The organism is Citrobacter sp. Ct235 (assembly GCF_030332305.1).
In the GTDB taxonomy this organism is placed as follows: domain Bacteria; phylum Pseudomonadota; class Gammaproteobacteria; order Enterobacterales; family Enterobacteriaceae; genus Citrobacter_A; species Citrobacter_A telavivensis.
On the sequence record NZ_JAOWIC010000049.1, the window covers coordinates 153,732 to 171,644 of the forward strand.

Sequence of the window (17,913 nt, forward strand, 5' to 3'; positions counted from 1 at the left end):
CTGTTTGACGCCGGACAATAATCATTACTCCCTTGGGGGTAATATTACCTTTGAACGGAATTCAGCATTTTGCGCTATTATCCTATGAAATCGCTATATATAAAACTATATACCGCTGTGTAACTACTCAAATAATAACATCAATTTCTTTTTTTTTACTGTAAGCAAGCAGAGTGAGTCTTTATGAAAACTAAGATCCCTGATGCCGTGATGGCAGCGGAGGTGAGTCGTCGTGGTTTAGTCAAAACGACGGCCATAGGCGGACTGGCGATGGCCAGTAGCGCGTTTACCCTGCCATTCACCCGAATCGCCAATGCAGCCGAAGCCCTGAGTCCGGCGCAGGCCAGTGAAAAAGTCATCTGGAGCGCGTGCACTGTGAACTGTGGGAGTCGTTGCCCGTTGCGCATGCATGTTGTGGATGGCGAAATCAAATACGTTGAAACCGACAATACCGGTGATGACAACTATGACGGCCTGCATCAGGTGCGTGCCTGTCTGCGTGGTCGCTCCATGCGCCGTCGCGTCTATAACCCGGACCGCCTGAAATACCCAATGAAACGCGTGGGCAAGCGCGGAGAAGGTAAATTCGAGCGCATCAGTTGGGATGAGGCTTACGACCTCATCGCCAGCAATATGCAGCGTCTGATTAAGGATTACGGTAACGAGTCCATCTACCTGAACTACGGCACCGGTACGCTGGGCGGTACGATGACTCGCTCATGGCCGCCAGGAGATACCCTGGTGGCACGTTTGATGAACTGCTGCGGCGGTTACCTGAACCACTATGGCGACTACTCCTCCGCGCAAATTGCGGCGGGCCTGAACTATACCTACGGCGGCTGGGCGGATGGTAACAGCCCGTCTGACATCGAAAACAGTAAGCTGGTCGTACTGTTCGGTAACAACCCTGGCGAAACCCGCATGAGTGGCGGTGGGGTCACCTACTATCTGGAACAGGCGCGACAGAAATCGAATGCGCGGATGATCATTATCGATCCGCGCTATACCGACACCGGGGCCGGTCGAGAAGACGAGTGGATCCCGATTCGCCCGGGTACCGATGCGGCGCTGGTGAATGCGCTGGCTTATGTGCTGATTACTGAGAATATGGTCGATCAGCCGTTCCTCGATAAGTACTGTGTGGGCTACGACGAGAAAACCTTGCCTGCCAGCGCGCCGAAAAATGGTCACTATAAGGCCTATATTCTGGGGCAGGGGAATGACGGTACGCCAAAAACGGCTGAATGGGCGGCGCAAATTACCGGCATTCCGGCAGACCGCATTATCAAACTGGCGCGTGAAATCGGCAGTGCTAAACCGGCCTACATCAGCCAGGGATGGGGACCGCAGCGTCACGCGAATGGCGAGATCGCCACCCGTGCTATTTCTATGCTGGCCATTCTGACCGGTAACGTCGGGATTAACGGTGGCAACAGCGGTGCACGTGAAGGCTCTTACGATTTGCCGTTTGTACGGATGCCCACGCTGGAAAACCCGGTAGAAACCAGTATCTCCATGTTTATGTGGACCGATGCCATTGAGCGTGGTCCGGAAATGACCGCGCTGCGTGATGGGGTGCGCGGTAAAGACAAACTCGACGTGCCGATTAAGATGATCTGGAACTACGCCGGTAACTGTCTTATCAACCAGCACTCAGAGATCAACCGTACGCACGACATCCTCCAGGATGACAAGAAGTGCGAAATGATTGTCGTCATCGACTGCCACATGACGTCGTCGGCGAAGTATGCCGATATCCTGTTGCCGGACTGTACGGCTTCTGAGCAGATGGACTTCGCGCTGGATGCTTCCTGCGGGAATATGTCCTACGTTATTTTCGCCGATCGGGCCATCAAGCCGCGTTTCGAATGCAAAACCATCTATGAAATGACCAGCGAGTTGGCGAAGCGTCTGGGTGTCGAATCGCAGTTTACCGAAGGGCGCACTCAGGAAGAGTGGATGCGTCATCTGTACGAACAGTCGCGTCAAGCCATTCCGGAACTGCCGACCTTTGAGGAATTCCGTAAACAGGGTCTGTTTAAACAGCGCGATCCGCAAGGGCATCACGTGGCCTATAAGGCGTTCCGCGACGATCCGCAGGCTAATCCGTTGACGACACCGTCGGGTAAAATCGAGATCTACTCGCAGGAGCTCGCAGAGATTGCTGCTACCTGGGAACTGCCGGAAGGCGATGTCATCGATCCATTGCCGATCTACACGCCAGGCTTTGAGAACTACAACGACCCGTTGACCAAAGATTACCCGCTACAGCTAACGGGCTTCCACTATAAATCTCGCGTTCACTCGACCTATGGCAACGTGGATGTTCTGAAAGCGTCGTGCCGCCAGGAGATGTGGATTAATCCACTGGACGCGCAAAAACGGGGTATCCGCAATGGTGATAAGGTCCGCATCTTCAACGGCCGCGGAGAGCTCCATATTGAGGCGAAAGTGACGCCGCGTATGATGCCAGGCGTGGTCGCGTTAGGTGAGGGGGCCTGGTATGACCCGGATACGAAACGCATTGACCAGGGCGGTTGCATCAACGTGTTGACCACGCAGCGCCCATCTCCTCTGGCGAAGGGGAACCCGTCACATACGAACCTTGTTCAGGTTGAGAAGGTGTAAGGAGTAACCGATGACAACCCAGTATGGATTTTTTATTGATTCCAGCCGTTGCACCGGTTGTAAAACCTGCGAACTGGCCTGTAAAGATTACAAAGACTTAACTCCGGATGTCAGCTTTCGTCGCATTTATGAATACGCGGGCGGAGACTGGCAGGAAGACAACGGCGTCTGGCATCAGAACGTATTTGCCTACTATCTGTCCATTGCCTGCAACCACTGCGAAGATCCGGCCTGTACCAAGGTCTGCCCGAGCGGCGCGATGCACAAACGGGAAGACGGTTTTGTCGTCGTGGATGAAGATATCTGCATCGGCTGCCGCTACTGCCATATGGCCTGCCCGTACGGCGCGCCGCAGTACAACGCCGCTAAGGGTCACATGACCAAGTGCGACGGCTGTCATGACCGCGTGGCAGAGGGCAAAAAGCCGATCTGCGTGGAATCTTGTCCACTGCGCGCACTGGATTTCGGCCCCATCGACGAACTGCGTAAGAAACACGGTGAACTGGCTGCCGTTGCGCCGCTGCCGGGTGCGCACTTCACGAAGCCGAGTATTGTGATCAAACCGAATGCCAACAGCCGTTCGACCGGGGATACCACCGGTTATCTGGCGAATCCGAAGGAGGTGTAAGATGGGAAGTGGATGGCATGAATGGCCGCTGATGATCTTTACGGTCTTTGGACAATGTGTGGTTGGTGGCTTCATTGTTCTGGCGCTGGCGCTGATGAAAGGCGACCTGCGGGCAGAAACGCAACAGCGCGTGATTACCTGCATGTTCGCGCTGTGGGTGCTGATGGGCATCGGCTTTATCGCTTCCATGCTGCACCTTGGCTCGCCAATGCGGGCGCTTAACTCGCTTAACCGCGTAGGATCGTCGGCGCTGAGTAATGAAATTGCCAGCGGTTCTATTTTCTTTGCGGTTGGTGGGATTGGCTGGCTGCTGGCCGTGCTGAAAAAGCTCACACCGGCCCTGCGTAACTTGTGGCTGCTGCTCACAATGGTACTGGGTGTGCTGTTCGTCTGGATGATGGTGTGCGTTTATAACAGTATCGATACCGTACCGACCTGGTACAGCGTCTGGACACCGCTGGGCTTCTTCCTGACGCTGTTAATGGGCGGCCCGCTGTTGGGCTATCTGCTGCTGCGTGTGGCGGGTGTTGATGGTTGGGCGATGCGTCTGCTGCCTGCGGTTTCACTGTTGGCGTTGGTGGTCAGTGCCATCATGTCGGTGATGCAGGGGGCGGAACTGGCGACCATTCACAGCTCTGTTCAGCAGGCTTCTGCGCTGGTACCGGACTACGGTTCGCTGATGGCCTGGCGTATTGGGGTTCTGGCGGTGGCATTGTGCTGCTGGATTGTCCCACAGTTGAAAGGTTATCAGCCTGCGGTTCCGCTGCTGTCAGTGGCCTTTATTCTGCTGCTGGTGGGGGAGTTGATTGGTCGCGGCGTATTCTATGGCCTGCATATGACCGTCGGTATGGCGGTTGCCAGCTAAGTGATGAACCGGGGCTTTCGCCCCGGTTTTTTTATTTCTGCTTAGTCAACGTATCGTAACTGGTCATCAGATTGCGGTAATCCGGAATATGATTGGAGAACAGCGTCGCCAGCCCTTCGATGTCATTGCGCCAGTCGCGGTGCAATTCACACGCCACACCAAACCACGTCATCAACTGTGCGCCAGCCTGCGACATCCTGTCCCATGCTGAATGGCGGGTAATTTCATTAAACGTCCCTGAAGCATCGGTCACGACAAAGACGTCAAAGCCCTCTTCAATGGCCGACAGCGCCGGGAAGGCCACACAGACTTCGGTTACCACGCCGGCAATAATCAGCTGTTTTTTACCCGTGGCTTTAACCGCTTTCACAAAGTCTTCGTTATCCCAGGCGTTGATGTTGCCTGGACGTGCAATGTAGGGCGCATCGGGAAACTGGGCTTTTAATTCAGGGACCAGCGGGCCGTTTGGTCCGGTTTCGAAACTGGTGGTGAGGATGGTAGGTAACTTAAAATATTTGGCTAAATCACCCAGTGCGAGCACGTTATTCTTAAATTTATCAGGGTCAATATCCCTGACCAGTGAGAGTAGTCCGGCCTGGTGATCAACCAGAAGAACCGCAGCGTCGTTTTTATCGAGACGAACATAAGGCTTGGTCATTCTCTTCTCCTTGCTTGAGTCAACTATGCGCCCAGATTCATTCAGGCGCATAAGGTTCATTCAAAGCATAGAACGGAAAAAAAATGCTGCCGGAACTATGAGATTTTTCGACTAAGCGAAACGGAACTCTTTTGCGTTAAATCAATAAAAACAGTAACCTGACTCATGTGAGTCAGCAATAATTCATAATCTTAATCAATAAATTCAATCGAAGGGTATGAAAGGCCGCCACGCCACGGTTTGCGCCGATTGACAATGTTTTTGTTGGTGGCATGATGCGCGTGAAATTTGAACTTCCTCACGGTTTATACTCATGTCCACCTATACCCGACCCGTCATGCTGTTGCTGGCTGGTCTACTTCTGTTGACCCTGGCGATCGCGGTGCTGAATACGCTCGTCCCGCTTTGGCTCGCCCAGGAAAACCTGCCGACGTGGCAGGTGGGTATGGTCAGTTCGTCCTATTTCACCGGTAACCTGGTCGGGACGCTGTTGACAGGACAGTTAATCAAACGCCTCGGGTTTAACCGTAGCTACTACCTTGCCTCGCTGATCTTTGCCGCGGGTTGCGTAGGGCTTGGTGTGATGGTTGGTTTCTGGAGTTGGCTGGCATGGCGCTTTGTCGCAGGCGTGGGCTGCGCCATGATCTGGGTTGTCGTTGAGAGTGCGCTGATGTGCAGCGGGACATCACGCAACCGCGGTCGCCTGTTGGCGGCCTACATGATGGTCTACTATGTGGGGACGTTCCTCGGGCAGTTGCTGGTCAGCAAAGTCTCTACGGAGTTGATGAACGTACTGCCGTGGGCCACGGGATTGATTCTGGCAGGGATTTTACCGCTGCTCTTTACCCGTATTCTTAATCAGCAATCAGAAGAACATAACGGCACACCGATCACCGCAATGCTGAAACTGCGCCAGGCGCGACTGGGTGTCAATGGCTGTATCATTTCCGGGATTGTCCTCGGCTCGTTGTACGGCCTGATGCCGCTGTATCTCAATCATCAGGGGATGAGTAACGCCAGCATCGGTTTCTGGATGGCGGTACTGGTCAGCGCGGGTATCCTCGGCCAGTGGCCAATTGGGCGACTGGCGGATAAGTTTGGTCGACTGCTGGTGCTGCGCGTGCAGGTGTTTGTGGTGATCCTGGGGAGCGTAGCGATGTTAAGCCAGGCGGCGATGGCACCCGCTCTCTTCATTTTGGGGGCCGCGGGCTTCACGCTCTATCCGGTTGCGATGGCCTGGGCCTGTGAAAAAGTAGAACATCACCAACTGGTGGCGATGAACCAGGCGCTGCTGCTGAGCTATACCGTCGGCAGCCTGTTAGGCCCTTCCTTCACCGCCATGTTGATGCAGAATTATTCCGATAATCTCCTGTTTATTATGATTGCCAGCGTGTCGTTTATTTATTTACTGATGCTGCTGCGCAATGCCGGGCATACCCCGAATCCGGTTGCCCACGTTTAATTCTGCGCAAACAGTATGCAATGCTGTGTTATTGCATGCTGTTTTTTGTATATATGCCAGGGGATGATTGAACTCCGGTGATATAGGCTATTTTCATGAAAATAACGCGTTCAGACGTTTTGCGTTTTTCACCCTTCCAGTACCGCTTTCCACGTTTACCGCATTTGCTGGCCTGACGGGATTTTCCCGAAAATGGACGCGTTTACGCCCGAATGGATATTCCAGCTTACGCTGAATATCGCCACTCCGTTTGTGCTGGTGGGCCCTGGTCTCATCTTCCCACTGTTGGCGCGTAGAAAAGCGTGATTATTTCAGGATTCAAGCAAGGAGTGTAGTTGCGCCGGGCTGGTGATATTGCTCAGTTGCTGCAAATGGTCCGCCTCATCGAGCCAGCACACCAGCTGTTGAATCATTTCAATATGTTGAGAGCTGTTGGCAGCGGCAAGGACAATCACCAGTTGCACGTTCGGATGACCCGGGAACGGTACAGGTTCTTTCAGGCACAGGAGTGATAAATGCGACTTGCTACTCAGAACCCCCTCTTCAGGACGGGCATGCGGCAGGGCAAACTCAGGGCTCAAAATATACCAGGGTCCGGTCTGTTCTGTGGCGTGGATGATTGCCTGTGCATATCCGCTGGTAATGATTTTCTGTTTTTCCAGTGGTAAGCAGGTCATTTTCACCGCATCTTGCCAGGAATCGCATCGTTCGCGAAACTGGCAGGCGGAAAAGAGCGTTGATGTCATTGTTGTTCCTTGCCGTTTGTTCTCGCCGGATGGCACTCCGGGAAGTGCCATCCGGTATTCATTAGCCTTTACTCAGCGCGTTATAGACAGCAGATGCTGAAATCCCATATTTCTCTTTTAACTGACGACTGTTCCCTGACTCAGTAAAGGTATCCTGTGTCCCAAGACGGATCAGCTTTGTACCTAATCCTTCTTCTGCAAGCACTTCGGCGACTTGTCCACCCAGTCCACCGGTGATTGTGTGATTTTCTATCGTTACAATTTGCGGACAACCTGCAATTAATTGCAGGAATCGCTGTCGGTTAAATGGTTTTAGCGTGGCAACATGAATGAGCTTGCCACGTTTACCTGTTGAGTGGAGCTGTTCATAACCGGCACTGGCTTGTTCCAGTACCGTACCTTCATAGAGGATGGCAAAGTCGTTGCCAGAATCCTCCACAGCGTCTATGTCAGTGACGCGTGGAACAGCTGATTTATCACGTACTGGCATCGGTTCCCGCGCAACGCGAATGTAGACGGGACCGTGAATGTTTGCTGCTTGTTCGAAAGCCGCTTCAACTTCTTCCGCATCTGCCGGTGTCAGGATCGTGATCCCGGGCAAAACACGTGTTAAAGCCAGATCTTCCAGCGCATGGTGTGACGCGCCATCCGGACCATCATCCATACCAGGATGACTGCCAACCAGCTTGATATTCGCTTTTGCATAACAGGCCTGACGTAATTGGGTCCAGGCGGTGCCGGTAACGAACATCGCAAAGTTAACATAGAACGGGATATTTCCTTCCAGCGCCTGCCCTGTGGCGAAACTCATGGCGGAGCCTTCGGCTATCCCCATTTCAAAGAAGGCATCAGGCCAGGATTTCTGGAATTGATCGGTACGGGTTGAGCTCGCTAAATCACTATCGATAACAACAACCGGATAGCCTTTATCTTTCAGAGCGAGCAGAGCATTGCCAATTTCATCACGTGGTGCTCTCATGACTGTAACTCCTCCATTGCCTGCTGATATTGCTCCGTGCTTGGGGTTTTTGAATGCCAGTCGCCGTTATTTTCCATATAGCTGACGCCACTGCCTTTGACCGTATGCGCAACAATGGCTACGGGTTTTCCTTTGAGATGACGTGATAGCAGCAACGTATCGGCAATCTGGTGCATATCGTTGCCATTTTGCAGTTCAAGTACGTGCCAGCCAAAGGTGCGGATTTTATCGGCGAGTGGCTCAAGGTTGATAACCTCATTGACGGGATCGTGCGATGAGAAACCGTTGTAGTCGATAATCGCTACCAGATTATCCATCTTCATATGACCAGCCTGCTGCAATGACTCCCAAATCTGACCTTCATGCATTTCACCGTCGCCAATAATGGCGAAGACACGATGTGGATCCTGAGCCTTCTTCTTCGCCGCTGCCATCCCCAGTGCCACGGAAAGTCCCTGGCCTAATAGTCCGGTGGTAGCATCAACTTCTGGAAGCGATTTCACGCTGGGATGCCCCTGTAAGCGCGAGTTGATTTGGCGAAAGGTGTTGAATTCGCTGCGAGCTATTTTCCCTTTCTGGTACAGCATGGCGTACTGTGCGGCGACGGCGTGGCCTTTGCTCATAACCACCCTGGCGCGTGGTGTGGTATCAAGATCGACTTCCTGATGATAAATCCAGGTCAGGATATCAATAACAGAAAGTGCTCCGCCTGGGTGACCAATCCCGGATTCATAAATCATGCTTACAATATCGCGGCGAGCTGCCAGCGCATGTGATTTCAGTTCATCTATATTCATGTTTACTCCTTATCAGGGCAGCATTTTGCCGATGTAATACACCACCAGACCAAGTGCAACAAAGTCGGTTTCCGGGAAGCTGGTGCCGGAGAGTCCTACAGATTCCATAATGGGGTAGATAAGTGCTGGGCCGATCCCGATGAGAATGCCAGTAATAAAACTGCCCACAACGGCACCTTTCCAGCCTCCAGAGGCGTTACCGAAAACAGCAGCAGTTGCCCCAATGAAGAAATAGGGAATAGCGACGGGAATAATGACGGTCTGACCGATCAGCGCAAGTATTCCCATCACCACCAACCCACCAACAAATGAAGAAATAAAGCCCAGTACGGTGGCGGTTGGTGCGTAAGGGAACACGACCGGGCAATCGAGCGCGGGTTTAGCATTTGGGATGAATTTCTCAGAGATCCCAAGGAATGCTGGAACGATCTCCGAAAGTAGCAAACGAACCCCGGTGATAATGATGTAAAGAGAGGCGGTAAAGGTGAGTGACTGAAATAACGGATAGACCAGCCAATGCATGCCTCCCGCCACGGCAGTGACGGCTGTTTTGCCAGCGGCTAATGCGGCGATGTAATAGAAAATACTGACTGAGATGGAGACCGAGACAATGTAGTCTTTAAAAATTCCCAACCATCCAGGGAGGTTAAGTTTTTCCGTAGACTCTTTGGGATCGCCCACTTTCGAACCGATCCAACCAGAAGCAGCGTAAGCCAGCGTGACGTAATGGCCCATGGCAATTTCATCATTACCGGTAATCTTTCGCATCCAGGGTTGGGCGATTGCAGGATAGATACAGGCCGCCAGCCCCAACAATACAGAACCGACGATAATCGTAATACCATCACTGTAACCCAGCGCCTTCAATGTGACAGTGAGTAAAGCGGAGAGATAGAGGTTATGTTGACCGGTCAAAAAAATGTACTTGAACGGCGTAACGCGGGCAAAGAGCAGATTCCAGCCAAAGCCGATAACCATAATCAGGGACACGCACATGGCAAATTTGGTCTGTGCCAACCCGGTTAACGCTTCTGCCAGCGGCATCACCCCTTTAAGTCCAAACCCATCGCTGAACAGCGTCTGGAAATTACCCAGAGAGGTGACGGCCAATCCGGCACCACCGGCGAAAACCAGAAAACCGACGATGGTTTTGAATGTGCCGGATAAGACTTTTTCAATTGGCTTACGTTGGATTAACAGACCTATTAGTGCAATAAATCCAACTAAAAGTGGGGTTACACCCAGAATGTCGAATACAATAAACCTGAGGAGATCCATATTGCCTCCGGGAGAGGTTAGTTGCCCTGAATGACGCTGGTGAGCGCGGTTTCCATTTCTTCGCTATTCATCAAATCGGTTATACCGATGGCTCTGAATCCGGCAGCTTCTATTTCATCGGTGAGGTCGCGCATGGTGATAACAAAGTCGATCCCTTGCCAGGTGGCGAGACCTGACAGCACATCATGTTCAAGGTCGACATCCCATCCATTCTTATCGATGATTTTCTGTGCTTTGATTTTGAGCATTAAGGAGCTGCCCATGCCGGTACGACAGACAATAAGACCTTTCATGTCACTTCTCCTGTTTTGTAAAAATAATTATTTTTATTGAATGTAAAACAAAAAAAATTATTATCTTTGTGTGGGCAGAAAAATGTGATTGTGTATGCATTTTGAGCAAAAAGGCGAAAAATGAGTCAGATTAATACTAACTTGCTGATAAACATCAGAAATGAGGCCAGTGGGCTTAGCCCAATCCTGGAAAAGGTGGGTCATTTTGTGACGGAAAATCCTGACTTTGTGATGCGACACACGATTACTGAGTTAGCCGATTCGATTGAAACCAGTGAGGGGAGTATTACGCGTTTTTGCCGGGCATTTGGTTTTAAAGGTTTCTCAGATTTCAGAACTGCGCTTGCTCTGGAGCAGGGGGCTGCACGTCCTGAAGAGCAGGGAAACGCGGAGATCTCTGCTGTTGTGGCGAGTATTCGCGACAGCCATGCCATTATCAATACACAGGAATTACAGGCTGCTGCCACCTGGCTCAACCAGGTGAATAATGTCGCAATTTATGCCGTTGGCACGGCAGTACCGGTTGCGCTCTTTTTGCAGATGAATCTGATCAAAATGGGTAAGGCGGCAAGTTTTGTCGATCGTTTTTATCTCACAACATCATCCGTGATGGTTGAGTCACAGAGTCAGGGAATTATTGTCGTTCACACTGAGCAGACGTCAGCCGATATGATGCAGGCACTGACCCTGGCAAAACAGCATGGAGCCCGAATTCTTTCGCTTACGCGAGGAACCTTTGCACCATTGAGTCGTCTTTCTGACTGGAATTTACAGGCTGCAGTGGCGCTGAAGGGAGAGGGAGAGTATGGGTTTGCTGAAATTGCTGGGGCAATGATGGTTGCGGACCGATTACTCAATGCACTGGAGGAACAGGATGAACGCTATGCAGAGTGCCGCAAAGCGCATCAGAAGAGCATCTTCTCGATTGAGAGTGTGGCGAATAAGCTGTCGGAATATTTTATGTCGTAATGCATTTGGCTTGTGTTGCGGCCTGATAGCGCGGCGCTTATCAGGCCTGGTGGCAAAACTTAGTACATCACTTTATGACCGTACTGCTCGAGAATGCCTTTGACGCGTTCCATTGTCTCTTTCTTCGGTGGGTGTACGCCATCCAGTTTGTACTCTTCGCCCATCGCCACCCATTTGTGTTTACCCAGCTCGTGATAGGGCAGGAGCTCGATTTTCTCAACGTTGCCCATATCGCGGGTAAACTCACCGAGTCGGTGCGCTGAGTCGTCATCGTCAGACCAGCCAGGCACGACGACGTAACGGATCCACACGTTGATATCTTTGTTTGCCAGATAGCGGGCGAACTCCAGCGTACGATGGTTGGAAACGCCGACGAGGTTCTGGTGGATCTCATCATTCATCTGCTTAAGATCGAGCATCACCAGATCGGTGACCTCCAGCAGTTCATCAATCACCGGGTCGTAGCGGCGGACAAAACCGTTGGTATCCAGGCAGGTATGGATACCTTCTTTCTTACAGGCACGGAACCAGTCGCGAACAAATTCTGCCTGCAGGATGGCTTCACCGCCCGATGCCGTTACGCCACCGCCGGATGCGTTCATAAAGTGGCGATAGGTCACGACCTCTTTCATCAGTTCTTCAACGGTGACTTCTTTACCGCCATGCGTGTCCCACGTATCGCGGTTATGGCAATACAGGCAGCGCATCAGGCAACCCTGGAAGAAAGTAATAAAGCGGATGCCCGGGCCGTCAACGGTACCACAGGATTCAAAGGAGTGAATGCGACCAATAACTGACATTGCGGTGTTTCTCCAGATGTGGCCCATCCGGGGCCGTGTTGGTGCACAGCTCATTGGCTGTGTCGAGTCTGTTTTGGCGGTTATCCATTGAGTATAGATAGCTGACAAAACAGGCTGTGTTTGGGAAACGACCTGTTAAAAAGGCCCCACTTCCGTGGAGCCTTTATTGTACGCCTTTTAACGCGTGATTTCAGTCAAAACACATTACATGGTCTGAGTGAAGGTACGAGTAATAACGTCCTGCTGCTGTTCTTTCGTCAGGGAGTTAAAACGTACTGCGTAACCGGAAACGCGGATGGTCAGCTGCGGATATTTTTCCGGATGCTCCATCGCGTCCAGCAGCATTTCACGGTTCATGACGTTCACGTTCAGGTGCTGACCGCCTTCAATGGAAGACTCATGATGGAAGTAACCATCCATCAGGCCTGCCAGGTTGGTCTTACGAACTTCATCGTCTTTACCCAGTGCGTTCGGAACGATAGAGAAGGTGTAAGAGATACCATCTTTCGCGTAAGCAAACGGCAGTTTAGCAACGGAGGTCAGAGAGGCAACAGCACCTTTCTGGTCACGACCGTGCATTGGGTTAGCACCTGGTCCGAACGGCGCGCCAGCACGACGACCATCTGGGGTGTTACCGGTTTTCTTACCATACACAACGTTAGAGGTGATGGTCAGAACAGACTGAGTCGGGATAGCATCACGGTAGGTTTTCAGTTTCTGAATTTTCTTCATGAAACGTTCAACCAGGTCAACCGCCATGTCATCAACGCGCGCGTCGTTGTTACCAAACTGCGGGTATTCGCCTTCGATTTCGAAGTCGATAGCCAGACCGTCTTCGTCACGAATCGGTTTAACTTTCGCATATTTGATAGCAGACAGGGAGTCAGCCGCAACGGACAGACCAGCGATACCACACGCCATGGTGCGGATAACGTCACGGTCGTGCAGCGCCATCAGAGAGGCTTCGTAGCTGTACTTGTCGTGCATGTAGTGGATAACGTTCAGCGCGGTGACATACTGCTTAGCCAGCCAGTCCATGAAGTGATCCATGCGTTCCATCACTTCGTCGAACTTCAGCACGTCGCCTTTGATCGGTTCAGATTTCGGACCAACCTGCATTTTCAGTTTTTCATCAACGCCGCCGTTGATGGCGTACAGCATGGTTTTCGCCAGGTTTGCACGGGCACCGAAGAACTGCATTTGTTTACCAACGATCATCGGGCTTACGCAGCAAGCGATAGCGTAGTCGTCGTTGTTGAAGTCCGGACGCATCAGGTCATCGTTCTCATACTGCAGAGAAGAGGTGTCGATAGACACTTTAGCGGCGAATTTTTTGAAGTTCAGAGGCAGTTTTTCAGACCACAGAACAGTGATGTTCGGCTCCGGAGACGGACCCATGGTGTACAGGGTGTTCAGGAAGCGGAAGCTGTTTTTGGTTACCAGAGTACGGCCGTCAACGCCCATACCACCGATAGATTCTGTTGCCCAAATCGGGTCACCGGAGAACAGTTCATCATATTCAGGCGTACGCAGGAAACGAACCATACGCAGTTTCATGACCAGGTGGTCAATCATTTCCTGAGCGTCTTGCTCTGTGATTTTGCCTGCTTTCAGGTCACGTTCGATGTATGCATCCAGGAAGGTGGAAACACGACCGAAGGACATTGCAGCGCCGTTCTGAGACTTAACAGCAGCCAGGTAGCCGAAGTAAGTCCACTGGATAGCTTCCTGTGCGTTGGTTGCCGGTGCGGAAATATCGCAGCCATATTTAGCCGCCATCTCTTTGATCTGGCCCAGTGCACGGTGCTGTTCAGCAATTTCTTCACGCAGACGGATAGTCGCTTCCAGGTTTACGCCGTTTTCCAGATCGGACTGCAGGGAAACGAACTGAGCGTATTTGTCTTTCATCAGGAAGTCGATACCGTACAGCGCAATGCGACGGTAGTCACCGATGATACGGCCACGGCCATATGCATCCGGCAGACCAGTCAGAACACCGGATTTACGGCAGTTCAGAATGTCTTTGGTGTAAACATCGAAAACACCCTGGTTGTGGGTTTTACGATATTCAGTGAAGATTTTTTTCAGCATCGGGTCCAGTTCGCGATTGTACGCTTTGCAGGAACCTTCAACCATTTTGATACCACCGAACGGGATGATCGCACGTTTCAGCGGAGCTTCAGTTTGCAGACCGACGATTTTCTCAAGCGCTTTATTGATGTAGCCAGCGTCGTGAGAAGTGATGGTGGAAGCAACAGAGGTGTCAAAGTCAACAGGCGCGTGAGTGCGGTTTTCCTGTTTAACGCCTTCCATTACGCTGTCCCACAGTGCAGTGGTCGCATCAGTTGCGCCAGCCAGGAAGGACTCGTCACCCTCGTACGGAGTGTAGTTTTTCTGAATGAAGTCGCGGACGTTTACTTCATTCTGCCAGTCACCTTTGGTAAAACCTTCCCAGGCTGTGGCTAACTTTTCATTAAGCTCGGACATGTAACACCTACCTTCTTAAGTGGATTTTTTATTTACTGCGTATATACACTTCATCCTTCAAGCTGCCTCTTTGTTGGCTACGCTCATTCGCCCCAGTCACGTACTGTGTGTACGCTCCTGGGAACTCATTCACTTGCCGCCTCAATGCAACTTGAATGATTTCGTGTATCGCGACATCAATTAATGATGATCGTTGTCACGCAGATAAATGACCCAGTATGTCAACCCAACCAACAAACCCCCGCCGATAATGTTGCCGATCGTAACCGGAATCAGGTTATCAGTGATGAAGTTCATCGCGGTCAGGTGAGAAAAATTTTCCGGAGCCGAGCCAACTGCGCTCCAGAACTCCGGTGTAGCGAGATCGCGGATTACAATACCCATCGGGATCATAAACATGTTTGCGATACTGTGCTCAAAACCGCTGGCAACAAACATCGCAACGGGTAAAACCATGATAAACGCTTTATCCATCAGGCTACGGCCTGAGTAGCTCATCCAGACGGCCAGGCATACCATCAGGTTTGCGAGGATACCGAGACTGACGGCTTCAATAAAAGTATGGTGCATTTTGTGGTCGGCGGTTTGCAGGACGTTAAATCCCCACTGGCCGTTGGCGACCATATATTCGCCAGAAAGCCACATCAACAGCACAAAGAGCAAGCAACCAATCAGGTTACCAAAATAGACGTTGAGCCAGTTTTTCGCCAACTGACCCCAGGTGATACGACCACTGGCTTTGGCGACGACAATCAACACGGTTGACGTAAAGAGGTCTGCACCGCAGATGACGCAAAGAATCAACCCCAGAGAGAAGCAGATACCGCCAATCAGTTTCGCCATACCAAAGGGCATCGTACCAGTACCGGTCGTTGCAGTGATATAGAAAACAAAGGCGATGGAAATGAACACACCGGCAGTAATTGCCAGGAAGAAAGTCTTAAGCGGATGTTTCGTTGCTTTATAGACGCCTGCCTCTTCGGCCACTTTGGCCATTGCTGCAGGGAGTAAAAGATCAAAAGGGTTGTCAGCTTTCACACTAACTCTCTCTTTATTAAGTCGGCGACGAGATACTAACAAAGCATTATAGATGAGAAATTGATATAGATCATATCTCGCCTGGCTTATAGGCCCGTAATACGCATGGTTTTTATGCAATTACGGAGTAATTTATTGATTAATATGATAAAAATAAATTTTAAAATTTAGCAAATGAGTTGAAAATTTTCCTTCCTGGGTCTGTTGGCCAGTTAATTAATATGGAGTAATTGACTTGCAAAGTAACAACTAACCGTTAAGTTGTATAATATCAACTACCAATATTTAACCTTGTTATTACATTTATTTTTGAGCAGCCAAAAATAAGTAAAACGGGGCGCTAAGTGCGCCCCGTAATATAGCTCAGACGATTATTTAAACCTACTCAGCGTAGGTTAATTGTCTTTATTTTGACCAGAATGAAGATTTTGCGCGCTGTAACTTCTCATAGGCCTTCAGCAGCGACTGGTGTGACGCGAAAGCATGCAGATCGCTGTCAACCGGCTGCAAACCATAAAAGGCCGCTTCACCGCTCAACGCTGCGCTGGCAGCCTCCACCGCTTCTGCGCCATACATGCGGACAAACGCGTTCAGATATTGTAGCGGTTCACGCTCTTCTTCCTGCGACAGAAGCAGCAGCGTTTGCAGGCAACGGTAATAATTCGCCCGTTCAGCGCTAAAGATCGACGCATTAAATTCCATCGTCCATTCGGTCCAGATCAGCGCCTGTTCCAGATCGCCACCTGCCAACGCCAGCATCGCTTTCAGCTCGCCAATACGCAGGGTGTACCAGCCGTTATCCGGACCGGTTGCCAGACCTAACAGTTCACGAACGCGGGTGAAATCATCAAACCCTTCTTCGTCTAACTGTTCAATCAGGTTGAGGTAGTCTTCTTTATCCCAGGCGCTGTCCGGCAATGAGAGGAGGGTCTCGCGCAGATGACTGCCCATGCTGTTATTGGCAAGCCACAAATCTTCAGCAGGATAAATATCGGACATCCCCGGCACGATGATCCGGCAGGCGTAGACGCCAAGATGCTCGTAATCGGCGATGTACACTTCTTTATCTTCCGCGTTGAAGATAGCCATCAGGGTAGCGAATTCTTCTTCTGTTGTACCGGAGAAACTCCAGTCAACGAACGGGTAGTCGGCATCCTGTTTGAACAGATCCCAGGAGATCAGACCGCTGGAGTCAATGAAGTGCGTTTCCAGATTGGTATGCTCAGCCACTTCTTCATCGTCGAAGGTCGGTGGCGTGAAGACATCGAGATCTTTCAGGCCGCGGCCCTGCAACAGCTCCGTCACCGTACGTTCCAGCGCGACGCCAAAGTCAGGGTGTGCACCGAAGGAGGCAAAGCAGGTGCCGTTAGCCGGATTAAACAGGACGACACAGATAACAGGATACTGGCCGCCCAGAGAACCGTCGTAAGCAAAGATTGGGAAACCTTCTGCTTCCAGCGTCGCAATCGATTCCACCACCGCCGGGTAGCGTGCCAGCACGTCGGCCGGGATTTCCGGCAGGCTGATACTTTCGGCAATAATGCGATTCTTCACGTAACGTTCAAAGACTTCAGAAAGCCCCTGCACGCGGGCTTCATTACGGGTGTTACCGGCAGACATCCCGTTCGAGACGTACAGATTGCCGATAATGTTCATCGGAATATAGACGGTCTGGTTATCCGACTGGCGGGTGAACGGCAGACCGCAGATACCACGCTCTTCGTTGCCAGACTGCAGGTCGATCAGCATGCTGCCTGTCAGTTCGTTCTCGGGATCGTAGAAAGCACGCAGGCGCGCATCCAGCAGACCTTCCGGTACGTCGTCATTTTCGGTCAGCGGGAACCATTTCTCGTTCGGATAATGCACGAACGGACCATTGGCGATGGTTTCACCCAGCCAGAAATCGGCAAAGAAATAGTTGGTCGACAGACGCTCAAAATATTCGCCCAACGCCGACGCCAGCGCGGCTTTTTTTGTCGCCCCTTTGCCGTTGGTAAAGCACAGCGCACACTCTTTATCGCGAATGTGTACAGACCAGACGTTCGGCACCGGATTCAGCCACGAGGCCTTTTCAATATGGAAACCGAGGTCGAGGAGTTTCTGCTGGAAGCGAGCGATGGAGTCTTCCAGTGCGGCGTCTTTGCCGGGGATAAATGTTTGCGTCATGAAAATCACTTTTGTCGTACGGAAAGCGCGCAATGATACGGGTTTTATGTGACTGACGCTATCGCCGCCACGGACGCGGCGCAAATAAAAGTTTTGGCTATGCTTTTATCCAGTACCTG

15 protein-coding genes and 1 pseudogene are annotated in these 17,913 nt (G+C 51.3%); 6 read left to right on the plus strand and 10 right to left on the minus strand.

The window, feature by feature from the left end; translation table 11 throughout:
• Positions 1-183: 183 nt before the first annotated feature.
• Genes dmsA through OGY35_RS17845 form a run of 3 tightly spaced genes read left to right on the plus strand, consistent with a single transcriptional unit; the run spans position 184 to position 4,121 of the window.
• Positions 184-2,628: a dimethylsulfoxide reductase subunit A gene (dmsA, locus tag OGY35_RS17835; protein ID WP_286633014.1), complete on the plus strand. Its 2,445-nt coding sequence runs from the start codon at positions 184-186 to the stop codon at positions 2,626-2,628.
• A gap of 10 nt (positions 2,629-2,638) precedes the next feature.
• Positions 2,639-3,256, plus strand: coding sequence for a dimethylsulfoxide reductase iron-sulfur subunit DmsB (dmsB, locus tag OGY35_RS17840; protein WP_286633015.1), 618 nt, complete (start codon positions 2,639-2,641; stop codon positions 3,254-3,256).
• Position 3,257: 1 nt separating this feature from the next.
• Positions 3,258-4,121, plus strand: a complete 864-nt coding sequence (locus tag OGY35_RS17845) for a dimethyl sulfoxide reductase anchor subunit family protein (protein ID WP_286633016.1) — start codon at positions 3,258-3,260, stop codon at positions 4,119-4,121.
• Between the two features lie 31 nt (positions 4,122-4,152).
• Here OGY35_RS17845 and ycaC read toward each other — a convergent pair whose 3' ends face one another.
• Positions 4,153-4,779 carry an isochorismate family cysteine hydrolase YcaC gene (ycaC, locus tag OGY35_RS17850; RefSeq protein ID WP_102602156.1) on the minus strand — a complete coding sequence of 209 codons (627 nt, stop codon included), beginning with the start codon at positions 4,777-4,779 and terminating at the stop codon, positions 4,153-4,155.
• Between the two features lie 313 nt (positions 4,780-5,092).
• Between ycaC and OGY35_RS17855 the strand changes: the two genes are divergently transcribed.
• Both OGY35_RS17855 and OGY35_RS17860 read left to right on the plus strand, forming a co-directional pair.
• Positions 5,093-6,241, plus strand: a complete 1,149-nt coding sequence (locus OGY35_RS17855) for an MFS transporter (RefSeq protein ID WP_286633017.1) — start codon at positions 5,093-5,095, stop codon at positions 6,239-6,241.
• Between the two features lie 154 nt (positions 6,242-6,395).
• Positions 6,396-6,547: pseudogene (locus OGY35_RS17860) on the plus strand (amino acid permease); the annotation flags it as partial.
• A 5-nt stretch (positions 6,548-6,552) separates the two neighbouring features.
• On the opposite strand, the gene OGY35_RS17865 reads toward OGY35_RS17860, so the two are convergent.
• The 5 genes from OGY35_RS17865 to OGY35_RS17885 form a co-directional block, all read right to left on the minus strand.
• Positions 6,553-6,987, minus strand: coding sequence for a PTS sugar transporter subunit IIA (locus tag OGY35_RS17865; RefSeq protein WP_286633018.1), 435 nt, complete (start codon positions 6,985-6,987; stop codon positions 6,553-6,555).
• 61 nt (positions 6,988-7,048) lie between these two features.
• Entirely contained in the window at positions 7,049-7,966 is a 918-nt protein-coding gene (locus OGY35_RS17870; protein WP_152405265.1) for a transketolase family protein, read from the minus strand.
• Positions 7,963-8,763: a transketolase gene (locus OGY35_RS17875; protein WP_286633019.1), complete on the minus strand. Its 801-nt coding sequence runs from the start codon at positions 8,761-8,763 to the stop codon at positions 7,963-7,965. The genes OGY35_RS17870 and OGY35_RS17875 overlap by 4 nt, the downstream gene beginning before the upstream one ends.
• Positions 8,764-8,775: 12 nt before the next feature.
• The gene (gene ulaA / locus OGY35_RS17880) at positions 8,776-10,041 is read right to left on the minus strand and encodes a PTS ascorbate transporter subunit IIC (protein ID WP_152405263.1); all 1,266 of its coding nucleotides are present in this window, start codon (positions 10,039-10,041) and stop codon (positions 8,776-8,778) included.
• A 17-nt stretch (positions 10,042-10,058) separates the two neighbouring features.
• Complete coding sequence (locus OGY35_RS17885; protein WP_152405262.1) at positions 10,059-10,334, minus strand: PTS sugar transporter subunit IIB; 276 nt, start codon at positions 10,332-10,334, stop codon at positions 10,059-10,061.
• 120 nt (positions 10,335-10,454) lie between these two features.
• On the opposite strand from OGY35_RS17885, the gene OGY35_RS17890 reads away from it, so the two are divergent.
• The gene (locus OGY35_RS17890) at positions 10,455-11,303 is read left to right on the plus strand and encodes a MurR/RpiR family transcriptional regulator (RefSeq protein WP_152405261.1); all 849 of its coding nucleotides are present in this window, start codon (positions 10,455-10,457) and stop codon (positions 11,301-11,303) included.
• A 59-nt stretch (positions 11,304-11,362) separates the two neighbouring features.
• Here the strand turns inward: OGY35_RS17890 and pflA are convergent, their stop codons facing one another.
• The 4 genes from pflA to ycaO all read right to left on the minus strand — a co-directional run bounded on the left by pflA (position 11,363) and on the right by ycaO (position 17,794).
• On the minus strand, positions 11,363-12,103 hold the full coding sequence (pflA, locus tag OGY35_RS17895; RefSeq protein WP_152405260.1) for a pyruvate formate lyase 1-activating protein: 741 nt from the start codon (positions 12,101-12,103) through the stop codon (positions 11,363-11,365).
• Between the two features lie 204 nt (positions 12,104-12,307).
• Positions 12,308-14,590, minus strand: coding sequence for a formate C-acetyltransferase (pflB, locus tag OGY35_RS17900; RefSeq protein ID WP_152405259.1), 2,283 nt, complete (start codon positions 14,588-14,590; stop codon positions 12,308-12,310).
• A 180-nt stretch (positions 14,591-14,770) separates the two neighbouring features.
• Positions 14,771-15,628 carry a formate transporter FocA gene (gene focA / locus OGY35_RS17905; protein WP_046478675.1) on the minus strand — a complete coding sequence of 286 codons (858 nt, stop codon included), beginning with the start codon at positions 15,626-15,628 and terminating at the stop codon, positions 14,771-14,773.
• 405 nt (positions 15,629-16,033) lie between these two features.
• Positions 16,034-17,794 carry a 30S ribosomal protein S12 methylthiotransferase accessory factor YcaO gene (gene ycaO / locus OGY35_RS17910; RefSeq protein ID WP_286633020.1) on the minus strand — a complete coding sequence of 587 codons (1,761 nt, stop codon included), beginning with the start codon at positions 17,792-17,794 and terminating at the stop codon, positions 16,034-16,036.
• Positions 17,795-17,913 lie beyond the last annotated feature (119 nt).

Bases quoted from the DNA above. Each gene is read 5' to 3' on its own strand.
- OGY35_RS17885 (WP_152405262.1), bottom strand. From the start codon at position 10,334: ATGAAAGGTCTTATTGTCTGTCGTACCGGCATGGGCAGCTCCTTAATG.
- ycaO (WP_286633020.1), bottom strand. From the start codon at position 17,794: ATGACGCAAACATTTATCCCCGGCAAAGACGCCGCACTGGAAGACTCC.
- OGY35_RS17865 (WP_286633018.1), bottom strand. From the start codon at position 6,987: ATGACATCAACGCTCTTTTCCGCCTGCCAGTTTCGCGAACGATGCGAT.
- dmsB (WP_286633015.1), top strand. From the start codon at position 2,639: ATGACAACCCAGTATGGATTTTTTATTGATTCCAGCCGTTGCACCGGT.
- OGY35_RS17875 (WP_286633019.1), bottom strand. From the start codon at position 8,763: ATGAATATAGATGAACTGAAATCACATGCGCTGGCAGCTCGCCGCGAT.
- ycaC (WP_102602156.1), bottom strand. From the start codon at position 4,779: ATGACCAAGCCTTATGTTCGTCTCGATAAAAACGACGCTGCGGTTCTT.
- pflB (WP_152405259.1), bottom strand. From the start codon at position 14,590: ATGTCCGAGCTTAATGAAAAGTTAGCCACAGCCTGGGAAGGTTTTACC.
- OGY35_RS17890 (WP_152405261.1), top strand. From the start codon at position 10,455: ATGAGTCAGATTAATACTAACTTGCTGATAAACATCAGAAATGAGGCC.
- pflA (WP_152405260.1), bottom strand. From the start codon at position 12,103: ATGTCAGTTATTGGTCGCATTCACTCCTTTGAATCCTGTGGTACCGTT.
- ulaA (WP_152405263.1), bottom strand. From the start codon at position 10,041: ATGGATCTCCTCAGGTTTATTGTATTCGACATTCTGGGTGTAACCCCA.
- OGY35_RS17845 (WP_286633016.1), top strand. From the start codon at position 3,258: ATGGGAAGTGGATGGCATGAATGGCCGCTGATGATCTTTACGGTCTTT.
- OGY35_RS17870 (WP_152405265.1), bottom strand. From the start codon at position 7,966: ATGAGAGCACCACGTGATGAAATTGGCAATGCTCTGCTCGCTCTGAAA.
- OGY35_RS17855 (WP_286633017.1), top strand. From the start codon at position 5,093: ATGTCCACCTATACCCGACCCGTCATGCTGTTGCTGGCTGGTCTACTT.
- dmsA (WP_286633014.1), top strand. From the start codon at position 184: ATGAAAACTAAGATCCCTGATGCCGTGATGGCAGCGGAGGTGAGTCGT.